15 protein-coding genes are annotated in these 13,536 nt (G+C 52.8%); 10 read left to right on the top strand and 5 right to left on the bottom strand.

All coding sequences use genetic code 11. The features are described 5' to 3' along the window. Positions 1 to 195 precede the first annotated feature (195 nt). The 5 genes from RHM69_RS25200 to RHM69_RS25180 all read left to right on the top strand — a co-directional run bounded on the left by RHM69_RS25200 (position 196) and on the right by RHM69_RS25180 (position 4,263). Positions 196 to 549, top strand: a complete 354-nt coding sequence (locus tag RHM69_RS25200) for a co-regulatory protein PtrA N-terminal domain-containing protein (RefSeq protein ID WP_008437430.1) — start codon at positions 196 to 198, stop codon at positions 547 to 549. Between the two features lie 165 nt (positions 550 to 714). Next, positions 715 to 1,251: a cupredoxin domain-containing protein gene (locus tag RHM69_RS25195; RefSeq protein WP_008437431.1), complete on the top strand. Its 537-nt coding sequence runs from the start codon at positions 715 to 717 to the stop codon at positions 1,249 to 1,251. A gap of 94 nt (positions 1,252 to 1,345) precedes the next feature. Further along, positions 1,346 to 1,591 (top strand): DUF2933 domain-containing protein, encoded by a 246-nt coding sequence (locus RHM69_RS25190; RefSeq protein WP_032899631.1) that lies wholly within the window; start codon positions 1,346 to 1,348, stop codon positions 1,589 to 1,591. Between the two features lie 2 nt (positions 1,592 to 1,593). Beyond that, positions 1,594 to 3,951 (top strand): heavy metal translocating P-type ATPase, encoded by a 2,358-nt coding sequence (locus tag RHM69_RS25185; protein WP_024073349.1) that lies wholly within the window; start codon positions 1,594 to 1,596, stop codon positions 3,949 to 3,951. 111 nt (positions 3,952 to 4,062) lie between these two features. After that, on the top strand, positions 4,063 to 4,263 hold the full coding sequence (locus tag RHM69_RS25180; protein ID WP_008437435.1) for a heavy-metal-associated domain-containing protein: 201 nt from the start codon (positions 4,063 to 4,065) through the stop codon (positions 4,261 to 4,263). A 30-nt stretch (positions 4,264 to 4,293) separates the two neighbouring features. On the opposite strand, the gene flgB is transcribed toward RHM69_RS25180, so the two are convergent. Continuing rightward, positions 4,294 to 4,707 carry a flagellar basal body rod protein FlgB gene (gene flgB, locus RHM69_RS25175; RefSeq protein ID WP_008437437.1) on the bottom strand — a complete coding sequence of 138 codons (414 nt, stop codon included), beginning with the start codon at positions 4,705 to 4,707 and terminating at the stop codon, positions 4,294 to 4,296. Between the two features lie 386 nt (positions 4,708 to 5,093). Here flgB and RHM69_RS25170 point away from each other — a divergent pair, with 386 nt between their 5' ends. The 5 genes from RHM69_RS25170 to RHM69_RS25150 all read left to right on the top strand — a co-directional run bounded on the left by RHM69_RS25170 (position 5,094) and on the right by RHM69_RS25150 (position 9,294). After that, positions 5,094 to 5,300 (top strand): co-regulatory protein PtrA N-terminal domain-containing protein, encoded by a 207-nt coding sequence (locus RHM69_RS25170; protein WP_019821302.1) that lies wholly within the window; start codon positions 5,094 to 5,096, stop codon positions 5,298 to 5,300. A gap of 177 nt (positions 5,301 to 5,477) precedes the next feature. Beyond that, positions 5,478 to 7,382: a copper resistance system multicopper oxidase gene (locus RHM69_RS25165; protein ID WP_008437439.1), complete on the top strand. Its 1,905-nt coding sequence runs from the start codon at positions 5,478 to 5,480 to the stop codon at positions 7,380 to 7,382. A gap of 12 nt (positions 7,383 to 7,394) precedes the next feature. Continuing rightward, entirely contained in the window at positions 7,395 to 7,640 is a 246-nt protein-coding gene (locus tag RHM69_RS25160) for a hypothetical protein (protein WP_024073347.1), read from the top strand. Next, positions 7,612 to 8,664 (top strand): copper resistance protein B, encoded by a 1,053-nt coding sequence (locus RHM69_RS25155; protein WP_008437443.1) that lies wholly within the window; start codon positions 7,612 to 7,614, stop codon positions 8,662 to 8,664. Before RHM69_RS25160 ends, RHM69_RS25155 begins: the two co-directional genes overlap by 29 nt. A gap of 162 nt (positions 8,665 to 8,826) precedes the next feature. Next, positions 8,827 to 9,294, top strand: a complete 468-nt coding sequence (locus RHM69_RS25150; RefSeq protein WP_008437448.1) for a DUF411 domain-containing protein — start codon at positions 8,827 to 8,829, stop codon at positions 9,292 to 9,294. A 303-nt stretch (positions 9,295 to 9,597) separates the two neighbouring features. Here RHM69_RS25150 and RHM69_RS25145 read toward each other — a convergent pair whose 3' ends face one another. From RHM69_RS25145 to istA, 4 genes are all read right to left on the bottom strand, one after another. Beyond that, positions 9,598 to 9,795, bottom strand: a complete 198-nt coding sequence (locus tag RHM69_RS25145; protein WP_008437450.1) for a DUF1289 domain-containing protein — start codon at positions 9,793 to 9,795, stop codon at positions 9,598 to 9,600. Positions 9,796 to 9,838: 43 nt separating this feature from the next. After that, entirely contained in the window at positions 9,839 to 10,768 is a 930-nt protein-coding gene (gene dmeF, locus RHM69_RS25140; protein WP_322255320.1) for a CDF family Co(II)/Ni(II) efflux transporter DmeF, read from the bottom strand. A 178-nt stretch (positions 10,769 to 10,946) separates the two neighbouring features. Then, on the bottom strand, positions 10,947 to 11,750 hold the full coding sequence (istB, locus tag RHM69_RS25135; protein ID WP_029241171.1) for an IS21-like element ISPsy20 family helper ATPase IstB: 804 nt from the start codon (positions 11,748 to 11,750) through the stop codon (positions 10,947 to 10,949). Then, on the bottom strand, positions 11,743 to 13,242 hold the full coding sequence (istA, locus tag RHM69_RS25130) for an IS21 family transposase (RefSeq protein ID WP_102619021.1): 1,500 nt from the start codon (positions 13,240 to 13,242) through the stop codon (positions 11,743 to 11,745). Before istA ends, istB begins: the two co-directional genes overlap by 8 nt. Positions 13,243 to 13,536 lie beyond the last annotated feature (294 nt).

Here is a 13,536-nt window from a genome sequence, read left to right as displayed (position 1 = left end):
CTCGAATAATTGTGAGGCTGAGTCTGCAATGAAATGCCTCTGCCAACCAGCAACTGACAGAAAAGTAATATTGGCTTCAGGTAGATGTCAGCGAGTGCTGTCTAGGGTTCGAGCATGAGTACTTTCTGGTGCTCGACCGACTCTTAACCATGAAAGCTAGAGGAGCCGGAAAACAAATCAAAAAGGAGCTTCCTCATGAACCGTTTAAAAGTCCTATTCTTTGCTAGTTCGATACTCATCTCAGCATCTGCGTTGGCTGAAGGTGGTGCAGATCGGATTATGGAGCGCATGGAAAGCCTGCGCGATAAAGCCGAAGCGACCTTGGTACAAGCTGAAAAAGCTCCTGAAGGGCAGCGCCATGTTCACATGGCCGAGCATATGAAAATACTGGGCGAGATCATGGGCCAGCTTCATCTAGATCATCCAAAAGCATCAATGTCACCTCAGGAACATCTCGCCTGGATGGAAAAACACGACGCCATGGTTGATGACGTTTTGAACCAAATGCAGCGCGAGCACAAACTGATGCTTTCTGAGAACCATCAGTAACCGAATAACTCCTACGGGGCTCTCTGAACCGCCCACTAGACACGGCGTCATCTGGGCGCCGTGTTTTCTCAGGAAAACTGACAGAAATGTAGTGTTCAAGTCAGTTAACGCTCAGCTCTATCCCTTTAGCATAGCTAGTATTTTCCACTGGCTCTCGAGGTCACCATGAAAACTAAGCTCATTACTCCAGTTATTGCGGCAATCACCCTACTCCTCGGCGCTACGGCGATGGCCAGCGTAGGTCATGGGAAAGAGGATATCGGTCAGCCTGGAGTCGCCTCAGAGGTCACTCGCACGGTTGATGTAGAGATGGGTGATATTTTCTTCAAAACTAAAAGCATCGACGTAAAGCCCGGTGAAACGGTTCGCTTTGTACTTCACAACAAAGGGGCGTTGCTGCACGAGTTCAATATCGGCCAAGCCGCTGCTCACGCGGCGCACCAAAAAGAAATGGCGAGCATGTTCCAGAATGGAACGCTTACACCCACCGGAACTGGAAAAATGTGGGGCAACATGGGCCATAGCATGGGAGGCATGAAGATGGTTGGAATGGAACACAACGACCCGAATAGCGTGCTGATCGAGCCAGGGGCAACCAAGGAGTTGATCTGGACCTTCAACAACACAACTGGACTTCAATTTGCCTGCAACGTGCCAGGTCATTACCAGTCGGGGATGGTCGGTCAATTTGACTTGAAGTAAGCCTGAACCGACCGCTAAAACCGCGTCGACGCAAGAGTTCGCTATGCTCTGAGGCAGAGATCAGAGCAACACGCTCACACACGGGGTCTAGATCATGGATAAGCATCAGCATCCGGCTGGAAGCACCTCCCCACCATTTTGGAGGCGCAAAACAGGCGTTGTACTGATCATGCTCATTGCGATCGGTGCCTTTTACGGGGTGCGGGAACATTTCACCCACGTTTATCCGTATTTGCCCTACCTCATCCTGTTGATCTGTCCATTGATGCATTTTTTTGGACATGGACATGGCGGACATGACCATGGCGATCAGGCAGGAACCAACAAGGAAGAGAAATAGCTATGCCCACTCCACCGAGCCACCACGATCACGGTCCCGCCCACGCTGCCTCACCCAATGACGGTGGTCTACGCGACCCGGTGTGCGGTATGGCGGTTATACCTCCAAGTAAATTTGGCGAGTCTTACCAAGGACAGACGTATCAATTTTGTAGCCAGAAATGCCAAGAGAAATTTCGGGCAGATCCAGAACGCTACATTGGTAATCATCCCAGCGCTGAACCCAGCAGCGCCGCTATAGAGCCCACGCTACAGGTAGCCACTGAGTTTACCTGTCCTATGCACCCGGAAATAAGACAGCCAGGGCCCGGCAATTGCCCTAAATGTGGCATGACATTAGAGCCCGTCATGCCCGCGCTTGATGACGATGACAAACCCGAGCTCCTGGATTTCACCCGCCGCTTTTGGTGGTCGCTGCCTTTAACCGTAATGGTGGCCCTTCTAGCCATGGCGGGTCACTCATTACAAATCTTCCATGGTTCGGTTCAAAACTGGATCGAGTTCGCTCTTGCCACTCCGGTCACCTTATGGGCAGGTTGGCCCTTTTTTGTAAGAGGCATAGCATCCGTTAGAAATCGCAGTCCAAACATGTGGACTCTGATTGGTTTAGGTACTGCCGCAGCCTATCTTTACAGCGTCGCGGCAACCCTATTTCCCCAAAGTTTTCCCACCACCTTCATGCAAGATGGACGCATCGGCGTCTACTTCGAAGCCGCTGCGGTCATCATCTCGCTCACCTTGCTTGGGCAGATTCTTGAGCTCAAAGCACGGTCACAAACCTCCGCCGCCATTAAGTCCCTTCTTGGCCTATCTCCCAAGACTGCACGCAGGATCAACGCCGATGGTCAGGAGGAAGACATTCCTCTTACCCATGTTCACTTGGGAGACCATTTGCGGGTCAGACCTGGTGAAAAAGTGCCAGTTGATGGCTCTGTACTCGAGGGAGAAAGTGCGGTGGATGAATCCATGCTCACTGGTGAACCTGTGCCGGTCATGAAAAGAGCAGGGGATAGTCTGATCGGTGCCACGCTTAATACTCATGGAAGCTTGGTGATGGAGGCGCGAAAGGTCGGCGCTGACACCATGCTGTCGCAGATAGTACAAATGGTCGCACTAGCCCAACGCTCCAAAGCGCCCATGCAACGAATGGCCGACTCGATCGCCGGCTACTTTGTGATGGCGGTTATCGCGATTGCGTTGCTGACCCTCATAGGTTGGGGACTGTTCGGCCCGGAACCCAGCTGGGTCTTCGGCCTGATCAACGCTGTCGCCGTGCTTATCATCGCTTGTCCCTGTGCTCTGGGTCTGGCAACGCCCATGTCGATCATGGTTTCGACGGGTAAAGCCGCCAGTATGGGTGTGCTGTTCAGAGATGCCAGTGCCATCGAAAACCTTTGCAAGATCGACACACTGATTGTCGATAAAACGGGAACCCTGACAGAGGGACGGCCGGTATTTCACAGTGTGGAGGCCACACCAGATTTCAACCCACGCGATGTGCTTCAACTGGCCGCTAGCCTTGATCAAGGCAGCGAACATCCTTTGGCACACGCCATCGTCGATCACGCCCGAACTGAAAATATTGCGCTCACCAAGCCTGAATCGTTTGAGTCCGGCTCAGGGATTGGGGTGAGTGGTCTCGTTGATGGCAAGAAAGTACAGCTGGGCAACACTGCACTGATGGAAGCTGCCGGCGTGAGCACAAAGGTCTTACAAGAACGTGCAGAGTTGTTGCGCCTTGAAGGCATCAGCATCATCTATCTAGCAGTTGACGGGGTCTTGGCAGGATTACTAGCGGTCTCAGACCCGATAAAACCGACCTCTAAAGAAGCAGTCACCAAGCTTAAGGCTGATAACGTAAAAATCATCATGGCCACGGGAGACGGGCTCACCACCGCACGTGCTGTCGCCAAGGAGATGGGTATTGAAGAGGTTCATGGTGAAGTGAAACCTCAGGACAAGGAGCGCCTGGTGGCGGACCTCCAGCAATCCGGTCGAAAGGTTGCCATGGCCGGCGACGGTATCAACGACGCACCGGCCTTGGCGCGAGCAGATGTGGGCATTGCCATGGGTACAGGGACTGACGTCGCGATGAATAGCGCGCAGCTCACGCTGGTAAAAGGCGACCTGATGGGGATTTTACGGGCACGGGCACTTTCGGTTGCAACGGTAAAAAACATGCGGCAAAACTTGGGGTTCGCCTTCCTTTACAACTCAATGGGTATTCCCCTCGCCGCAGGCCTGCTCTATCCACTGACGGGGCACCTTCTGTCTCCAATGATTGCTGCGTTAGCCATGAGCGTCAGTTCTGCGTCTGTAGTTTTCAATGCTTTGAGGCTGAGGAATACCCGAATTGAATGAGCGTAACCGATGCTCACAGCCCGCTATACATAACTCTTGACCTTACCGTGGTGTCAACGTTGATCTTGTTGTTGCGGTGAAAATAGACTGCTCAGCACAAGAGGAATAACCATGTTCGTCTTAAACGTATCAGGCATTGGTTGCGGTAGCTGCGTCAGCAAAATCACCAAAGCAATTCAGTCACTGGACAGCGAGGCTATGATTTCCGTGGATCGCGCAGCAGGTAAGGTAAGCGTTGAAAGCAGTGAAAACCCAGAGCAAGTCCGTAAAACTGTCGAAGCACTCGGTTTCCCTTCCCAAATCAGCGCCTGAGGCGCTGATTCCCTCGCTGGGTAAAGTTTATTATTCACCTCGCAGAGCTTTAAGTAGCCCCTTAAATGCTCCATTTAATCTAGTAAAGGCGGTTTCGAAATGAATTTCATTTTCCGTATACTTTGCGACCTCGACCTGTTGATCCACAGTATTTTGATCAATGGAAGGTTGGTTCGGCGTACTGTAAAGCAAAGCACCGCCGTGAATATCACTTACTAATTCGTTTACGGCAATATGTTTTGGGTTTGTTGTTTTTAAAGAGAACGGAGTAGCCAAACCTCCTTTTGTTTGGCTAGCCAGTACAGCAGAAAAGTCCAAGTCCCTGGCCTTAAAGTTAGGAGTGTCGGCATTAGCGATATTATTGCTAAGTACCTCAGCTCGTTGGCTGCGAAAACGTAATGCTCTTTCTGCGGAGCCAAGCGCTTTGTCAAAATTAATACTCACCGGTGGCCACCTTTAGTTACGCTGCCATTTAATTCCCACCTATCGAACACTCAAGTGCTTAACGTAGTGCGTCCGAGCCGATGTATGATTTCAGCGAAAAACTCAAAAAACGCCACGCCATCGTGCAGTGACCGGAAACTTACAACGCCGCACAGGTAAATTTTAGATGGTGGATGGAGGTTATGTGTCGTTGGATAGCTTAGACCTTACGGACTAATCACTCTGCATCTCAAGAGAAATATCGCAACCTGACACAACTGTAATATTGGCCTAAGCTTCCTGACAGGGGATGAGTCTTATAGTCCTATTGAGCCTCAAGCTCACCCCCTAGAGTCAACGACTGATGTGGATTCAGGGGTCACCAATAATCATCCGAGGCCCCCCAAATGAACCCTATCAAAACCTTGTTCGTCATCGCGGCTCTGACCGTCTCTTCTTTGGCTATGGCTGAAGGGGGTGGTGACCGGACTTTCGCACGCATGGAAGTGGCCAGGAATAATTCGATGGAATCGTACCGAGTAGCTCAAACGCAAAATGCCCAACATCCCGTCGCTGAAAGCAAAGCCAAGGCGATGGATCACAAGAATTGCTAAATAGCTAGCCCTCCAAGCTGACAGAAATGTAATCACTGCGGTGGTTTAAATGTGGCAATTTCTGAGCTCGCTTGCCGTAAGAGTTTGTCTTTTGTGACGGTGGGCAAAGCTGATCCGGGCAACTCATGATCGGTTGTTTCGCACGGCTTCCCTTTTGACTGATTGGAAATAAACGGCATGCATTCCAAAACCTCTAGACGGACATTCGTAAAAGGCTTGGCCGCTGGTGGCATTCTCGGCGGCTTTGGCCTTTGGCGCACTCCAGTATGGGCGGTGACAAGTCCAGGTCTGCCGAGCGTACTCACCGGCAATGAATTTGATCTGTTTATTGGTGAAACACCTGTAAACATTACCGGCTCGCCGCGAACAGCCATGACCATCAATGGATCATTGCCAGGACCTTTGCTGCGTTGGCGCGAAGGAGAGACAGTCACCCTGCGTGTAAAAAACCGCCTGGACCAAGACACCTCAATCCATTGGCACGGGATCATTCTGCCGGCCAATATGGACGGTGTACCTGGCTTGAGTTTCCATGGCATCGCACCCGACGGCATGTACGAGTACAAGTTCAAGGTTCATCAGAATGGTACGTACTGGTACCACAGCCACTCGGGCTTACAGGAGCAGGCAGGGGTTTACGGGCCAATCGTTATCGACTCGAAAGAGCCTGAACCTTTTCAATACAACCGCGACTATGTGGTGATGTTGACTGATTGGACCGATGAAGATCCTAGTCGCGTCATGGCCAAGCTTAAGAAACAGTCGGGCTACTACAACCACCATAAACGCACCGTTGGTGATTTTATCGACGATGTCAGTAAGCAAGGTTGGTCAGCTACAGTAGCTGACAGGAAGATGTGGGCTGAAATGAACATGAGCCCAACCGACCTTGGAGACGTCAGCGCAGATACTTACACCTATCTCATGAATGGCCAGGCGCCAAACGGTAACTGGACCGGTATTTTCAAGCCGGGTGAGAAGCTACGACTACGCTTTATCAACGGCTCGGCGATGAGCTATTTCGACGTCCGCATTCCTGGTTTGAAAATGACCGTTGTGGCCGCCGACGGCCAACACGTCAACCCAGTGAGTGTTGACGAATTCCGCATCGCCGTAGCTGAAACGTATGACGTGATCGTAGAGCCTGCCAGTGAAGAGGCTTACACCATCTTCGCCCAGTCTATGGATCGGACGGGTTATGCACGCGGAACCCTCGCTCTTCGTGAAGGGCTAGTTGCTCAGGTACCTGCTATAGATCCACGTCCAATCGTCACTATGGATGACATGGGGATGGGCGGTATGGCTGGTATGGACCATGGCAGCATGGCTGGTATGGGCGGCGCAGAGAAGACACCAGGTGACATGTCCGGCATGGCGGGCATGGCGGGCATGGACCACAGCAAGATGACCGGTATGGACCAAAGTGACATGACCGGGATGACCGGCATGGACAGCGGTGACATGACTAACATGGCGGGCATGGATCACAGCAAGATGGCTGGGATGGGCAATGGTGATATGTCAGGGATGGCTGGCATGGGTGGTATGGGTGGAGAAATGCAGACACACCCTGCCTCTGAAACCAACAATCCCCTGGTTGATATGCAAGCCATGAATCCAACGCCAAAGCTAAGTGATCCGGGCATAGGCTTGCGGAACAATGGTCGTCGAGTGCTCACTTACTCCGACTTGAAAAGCACTTTCCAAGACCCTGACGGCCGCGAGCCAAATCGTACCATCGAGCTTCATTTGACCGGTCACATGGAGAAGTTTTCGTGGTCGTTCAACGGCATCAAATTCTCTGACGCCGAACCGCTGCGCCTGAAGTATGGCGAGCGTCTGCGCATCACCTTGGTGAACGACACCATGATGACACACCCCATCCACCTTCACGGCATGTGGAGTGACCTTGAGGACGAGAACGGCAAGTTCATGGTGCGCAAGCACACGATCGATATGCCACCAGGTACCAAACGCAGCTATCGAGTCACCGCTGATGCCTTAGGCCGTTGGGCATATCACTGTCACCTGCTTTTCCATATGGAAATGGGCATGTTCCGTGAAGTACGGGTTGATGAGTAAAGGAGACGATCTGTGAGCACATACCGAAATCGTAATTCCCTCGTGGGTTGCCTCTTTGCCGCTGTCCTGCTGGGTGGACTCTCGTCCACGGTGCTGGCAGAGGAAAATGGCAGCGACCATTCAACCACTGTTCCTGTTACAGCAACGGACAAGCCAGCAACGGCAAACGATTCGAAGCTAGATCACGGGGCGATGGACCATAGCCAGATGAGCCATGAGTCGATGGATCATGACCAAAAAACCAAAAAGGCAGATTGAGATCATGACCAGTAAGTTTTTACGCCCAACGCTGATGGCACTTGCAGTCTCTACCGGTCCAGCATTCTTTTTCATGGCTCAAGCCGCTGAAGAGATGGATCCGTCGATGGCGATGCCATCAAGTGCGGACGCAAAGTCTTCAACTGCACAAAAATCCAAACCCGCCAAACCGAAAGATGCCGCGATGGATCACTCCAAGATGGACCACGGCTCAATGGGAGCCATGGACCATAGCAAGATGGGGGCTATGGATCACAGCGATAACGGGCAAATGGACGGTATGGAAAGCATGGATGGAGGGGCGACTACCACAAGCCGAACCCCAATCCCCGTACTTACCGACGCTGACCGGGCCGCCGCTTTTCCAGACTTACCAGGCCATGGTGTGCACGATAAAAAAATTAACTCGTTCATCCTCCTGGATAAATTTGAGTACCAAGACGCTGACAACGGTAGTGCGCTGGCTTGGGATGCAAAAGGGTGGATCGGCGGTGACGTCGATCGCCTATGGTTGCGTTCGGAAGGCGAACGTACCAATGGCGTAACCGAGAACGCTGAACTTCAGGCTCTGTGGGGACACGCCATCGGTCCTTGGTGGGATGTCGTCACCGGCATTCGACAAGACTTCAAACCTGGGTCACCTCAAACATGGGGAGCGCTCGGTATTCAGGGCATGGCCCTCTATAACTTTGAAGCTGAAGCGACTGCTTATATTGGTGAGAACGGTCAAACCGCAGCTCGGTTTGAAGGCGATTACGACATCCTGTTGACCAATCGCCTGATCTTGCAGCCGACCGCCGAAGTAAACTTGTACGGGAAAAATGATCCTCAGCGCGGCATAGGATCTGGATTGGCCAACACCGAACTAGGCCTGCGGTTGCGCTACGAAATTACTCGTCAATTCGCACCCTACATTGGTGTTAGCTGGAATCGCTCATATGGTAAGACGGCTGACCTAGCCAGCGATGAAGGGGAAAAGACAAACGAGGCCCGGTTTGTAGCTGGTATTCGGATGTGGTTCTGAGCGATTTGAGCACTAGCCCTACGAATTCAAATGATCGGGGAGTTGGCTCCCCGACTCTAAAGTAGATCCTTCAATGTAACCTTTGCAGCGGCATGAACGCTTGAGTGGGGTTCTATTGCTTCGTAGAACATCTCGCCGTCTCCAAGGGAAAAGGAAATATTCATGACAGGTAGCTTCCGACTTTCAAGTCGATTTCTGCGTATTGCAACATTCGCTGCGCTGTTCATCGGCTCAACGGCTCAAGCGGCGCAGGCCCTGACCATCGATGTGCATCGAGATGCAAACTGCGGATGCTGCAAAAAATGGATTCAGCATCTTGAGGCCAATGGCTTCACCGTCATTGATCATGTAGAAACCAACATGAGTGCTGTCAAACAAGATCTAGGTGTCGCTCCACGACTCTCGTCTTGTCACACTGCGATGATCAACGGGAAGTTTGTTGAAGGTCATGTGCCAGTTGAGCAAATAATTGCGATGAGTAAGCGTGACGACCTTCTCGGGATCGCTGCTCCTGGAATGCCAGCAGGTTCTCCAGGAATGGAAGTCGACGGAGTACATGAGACCTACCAAATAATCGGCCTGACCAAAGCCGGCGTAGATCAGGTCATTGCTGAATACCCCGCAAACTAATCCCACCTCATCCATTCGGCCACAGCATGGTCCCAGCTCATGGCCATGCAGCGGGACATGCTATGTTGATTTCATTCTCAAGCAATACGCAAAGGACGATCAGCAACAAGCTGTAAAGGCGCGCCTGCGCCGAATCGGATAACCCCGTACCGCTGTCCTCAATAACAATTTGAGATGACGCCATGCTCCGTCTGCTGACAAGCACTGCGCATCTGACCACGATAGTGCTAAGTTCGGGTGGCGTTGCCACTCAGCTTGCCTTTCCGAATCTGGACATCTGTCTCGGCTGAAAGCGTAGAAAAGTTAAATTACAGTGGTTTGAGAGTTCTTTTTTTGCAGGCTTTTCAGACGCAGGGTCGCGCGTTGTACAGCGGCCATTTTTTCTGGACGCTTCATTCGTTTCCATTTTCTGATGTCTTCCTTGGTGCGACCGCAGCTGACGCACAGTTCGCTGTTCAACTGGCAGACAGAAGTACACGGATTCTCGATGTCCTTGGCCATTGGTCAATTCCTCGGCGAACTTATGCGAACTACGGGCTCATTGCTAAGCCTGAACGGCGACCTGATCGGGTGAAACAGCGCCCGGCTTCGTGCGGTACTCAACTGTCAGATGAGTGATCTCATGAACTGTCGCAAGCCGTTCTCGTATGTTTTGTGCATTCACTGCTGGGCTGCCTAGAACACTCACAATAGCGGCGCGGGCTTGCGGCCCTACCTGCCAGACATGAAGATCTATGATCGAAGCATCTCCCTGTCGCTCAACCAGTTCACGAATCTCTTCAGCGACATGATCATCTGTCTGGTCTAGCAATACACTCGCAGTCACCCGCATCAACGACCAAGCCCAGCGTGCGATGACAACTGCACCCACAATCCCCATTGCAGGGTCGAGCCAGACCCAACCAAGGTAACGACCAGCAAGCAGTGCTGCGATGGCCAGAACCGAAGTCAGTGCATCTGCAATGACGTGAATATAAGCAGAGCGCAGATTATTGTCATGACCATGTGCATGGTGAGATTCATCTTGGCCGTGGTCATGCCCATGGTGATGATTATGACCGCCAGACAGCAAAAGCGCGCTCACCACATTCACTGCTAATCCGACAATTGCGATAAGAGTCGCTGTCCCGAATTGCACTTGAGTCGGTTGAAAGAGACGAAATAGCGACTCTCCGGCAATTCCCAAAGAGACCAGTCCCAAAATCAGAGCAGATGCGAAGCCACCCAAGTCTCCAACCTTGCCAGTTCCAAAACTGTAGCGAGCATTTGAGGCATGTCTTTTTGCGTAACCGTAAGCAGCTGCGGCTATGCCAAGTGCTCCAGCGTGTGTTGCCATGTGAAATCCATCAGCAAGCAACGCCATTGAGCCAGTGAGATAACCTGCGGTGATTTCAGCAACCATCATTACGACGGTCAGAGCCACTACCCACAAGGTTCGCTTGGCGTTTTCTTCATGTGATTTCCCCAGGAACATATGGTCGTGTGTTGGCGCTGATTGAAAACTGACCCACCCTGCCGATTGAAAATTGACCCAGGACGGATTGCTGATTTCTGTCCCAGCAATTGTGGATAAGCTTAGCAGCAGTGGGCCGATTCAAGACGCATCAACCCCCACCGCATGTAGGCATGCAGCAGGGTATTTATGGTGCGGATCAAAATGGCTCATCGTCCTCGACATCATCTCCGTCCTTGCGCTTTCGTTCCCGTGACTTGATCTTTGTCTGGGCGGCCAAGGTGCTGTGTTGTAGGCGGTAGGACTCGTTGCCCGTTTCGACGATGTGGCAGTGATGTGTCAGCCGATCCAACAACGCGGTGGTCATCTTGGCGTCGCCAAACACACTCGACCATTCCGAGAAGCTGAGGTTGGTGGTGATGACCACGCTGGTGTGTTCGTACAGTTTGGACAGCAGGTGAAATAACAGGGCACCGCCGCTTTGGCTAAAGGGCAAATATCCCAGCTCATCCAGTATCACCAGGTCTGTGCGAAGCAGTCCCTGGGCGATTCGCCCTGCCTTGCCATCGTACTTCTCACGCTCCAGCAGATTCACCAGATCCACCGTGGAAAAGAAGCGCACGCGTTTGTTGTGGGCCGTGATTCCGGATACAGCCAAGGCACTGGCCAGGTGTGTTTTCCCGGTTCCAGGGCCGCCAATGAACACGACATTCTGCGCCGTTTCAGTGAACGCTAAGCTGGATAGATCGCTGACCAGCCGGGCATCAGCGCTGGAAGCGCTGAAGTCAAAGCCAGCTAAGTCACGGTGCATGGGGAGTTTTGCCATGTTCATCTGATGATTCACCGAGCGCACCGCGCGATCCGCATGTTCCTGCTGAAGCAGATGTTCCAGCAGCCATTTCGATGAAGCCGTCGACGCTGTTCCTTGAGAGACCAGTTCTTCCCAAGCACTGGCCATGCCGTGCAGGCGAAGTTCTTTGAGTTCAGTCATTAGGTCACGCATTGCGATTCTCCTCATCGGTCGCACGGAGCCGGTCGTAGCGTGCTGTATTGGCAACAGGCGCGACCTTGAGTTGCAGGCTGGTTTCTACACTGGGAGGTAGTGCGGTGGAGGTCAGGCGGGCAAGGACATTGAGGATGTGATCGGCGCTCAGACTTCCCGATTCAAGTACCAGCTCCACCGCCACCAGCACAGGTTCGAGCCCCGCAATTGGCACAGCAGCCAGTACCTGCATCATGATTCGATCACCGTTGGTGTGACGCCTCAGTCCTCGTTTGAGAAGCCGTAACGGTTTTGGCAGATCAGCAAATGGCGCACCGTTGCGCAATGCACCAGGCTTGCGTTCGATGAGTGGGATGTAGTGCTGCCAGTCAAAACTGACCTGATCTCGATCAAAGAGGCGCTCGTGACTGGCGATCACCGTTTCGTCAGCAATGACCACGATCCGCGAAGGGTACAAACGGCTACTGACCCACTGGCCGACGCGCTCACATGGCACTGAATAGCGATTTCGCGCCACGCTGATCAGGCAGGTGCTGGAGACCCGCACGGTACGCTCGACGTAGCCATCAAATGCCGTCGGCATTGGCATCATTTCGACCTGCTCCAGCTCTAAGACCTCGGCCACCGTCAGCCCGTTGTACTGCGGATGCACCAGTTCGCTCCAGAGCGACCGACAACGTTGGCCGAGCCAGACATTCAGTTCCTCGAAGGTGTGAAACATACAGTTTTGAGCATCGAGCCAGATTCGCCTCCGGCTGTCCTGAACGTTCTTTTCGACGATGCCTTTTTCCCAGCCAGAGGCCACGTTGCAGAAGTCCGGATCGAACAGATAGTGCGCGCACATCACGGAAAACCGGGCGTTGACCGTGCGCCCTTTGCCTTTGTTGACCTTGTCGACAGCCGTTTTCATGTTGTCGTAGATGCCGCGACGCGGCACACCACCCAACGCTCCAAACGAACGGGTGTGGGCATCAAACAGCATCTCGTGGCCTTGGCTGGGGTACGCAACTAACCAGAATGCGCGGCTGGCACACAGCTTCATGTGGGAGACCTGGATACGTCGAAAAAGACCACCGATCAGCAGACCTTCTTCGCTCCAGTCAAATTGAAAGGCCTCACCGAGCGCAAACGTCAGCGGTACAAAAGCGCGTAAAGACTTGCCTTGCTCGCCTCGCCAAGAGCGCACAAACGCCGTGAGCTGGCTGTAACCGCCGTCATAACCCTCGGCTTTGATCTGCTCAAAAAGTGCTTTGGCGCTCCTGCGGTTGTGTTTTGGCCGGAACGAATCGGCCTTGAGCGCCTGCTCCAGGGTCTCGTGAAAAGGGCTGAGCTTATTGAAGGTTGCGCACCGTTGGTACGCTGGCTGAATGGCTTCGGGCGCTCTGACCCATTTTCGGATGGTGTTTCTCGACAGCCCGGTACGCTTGGCTATCTGATGCAGCGAGAGCTTGTCGCGGAAGTACATCCGCCGGATTTTTCCCAACATTTCCATGCTGATCACCCTGTGTTCTCCTGCTCGAAAAGTGAGCAGAAGCAGTTGAACACCTGGGTCAGTTTTCAGTCGGCAGAAGAGCCTCTACTGGGTCAGTTTTCGGTCAGCGGCAACACCCAAGAAGCTGCCAGCTCCACAACAATCTAGCAGCACAGAGGTCAGTATTGATCGGCGGACCAAGTCGACTGGCCGAAGCGCGCTACAGAAGGCTCTCGAGCTCGCATCTGCGCAACTGCATCGCGAGTCAATGACATGCTCTATGGACCCACCAGTAGATCAAGTAGAGCAGAGTCT

The sequence above is a fragment of the Pseudomonas sp. CCI1.1 genome (assembly GCF_034348165.1).
In the GTDB taxonomy this organism is placed as follows: Bacteria; Pseudomonadota; Gammaproteobacteria; order Pseudomonadales; family Pseudomonadaceae; genus Aquipseudomonas; species Aquipseudomonas paracarnis.
Note: the sequence above shows the minus strand (reverse complement) of the source record. Positions and strands in the feature narration are given on the sequence as shown.

Coding starts and splice junctions, on each gene's coding strand:
- dmeF (WP_322255320.1), bottom strand. CDS start 10,768: ATGTTCCTGGGGAAATCACATGAAGAAAACGCCAAGCGAACCTTGTGG.
- RHM69_RS25200 (WP_008437430.1), top strand. CDS start 196: ATGAACCGTTTAAAAGTCCTATTCTTTGCTAGTTCGATACTCATCTCA.
- RHM69_RS25185 (WP_024073349.1), top strand. CDS start 1,594: ATGCCCACTCCACCGAGCCACCACGATCACGGTCCCGCCCACGCTGCC.
- istB (WP_029241171.1), bottom strand. CDS start 11,750: ATGCGTGACCTAATGACTGAACTCAAAGAACTTCGCCTGCACGGCATG.
- istA (WP_102619021.1), bottom strand. CDS start 13,242: ATGGAAATGTTGGGAAAAATCCGGCGGATGTACTTCCGCGACAAGCTC.
- RHM69_RS25165 (WP_008437439.1), top strand. CDS start 5,478: ATGCATTCCAAAACCTCTAGACGGACATTCGTAAAAGGCTTGGCCGCT.
- RHM69_RS25155 (WP_008437443.1), top strand. CDS start 7,612: ATGACCAAAAAACCAAAAAGGCAGATTGAGATCATGACCAGTAAGTTT.
- RHM69_RS25150 (WP_008437448.1), top strand. CDS start 8,827: ATGACAGGTAGCTTCCGACTTTCAAGTCGATTTCTGCGTATTGCAACA.
- RHM69_RS25145 (WP_008437450.1), bottom strand. CDS start 9,795: ATGGCCAAGGACATCGAGAATCCGTGTACTTCTGTCTGCCAGTTGAAC.
- RHM69_RS25190 (WP_032899631.1), top strand. CDS start 1,346: ATGGATAAGCATCAGCATCCGGCTGGAAGCACCTCCCCACCATTTTGG.
- RHM69_RS25180 (WP_008437435.1), top strand. CDS start 4,063: ATGTTCGTCTTAAACGTATCAGGCATTGGTTGCGGTAGCTGCGTCAGC.
- RHM69_RS25195 (WP_008437431.1), top strand. CDS start 715: ATGAAAACTAAGCTCATTACTCCAGTTATTGCGGCAATCACCCTACTC.
- RHM69_RS25170 (WP_019821302.1), top strand. CDS start 5,094: ATGAACCCTATCAAAACCTTGTTCGTCATCGCGGCTCTGACCGTCTCT.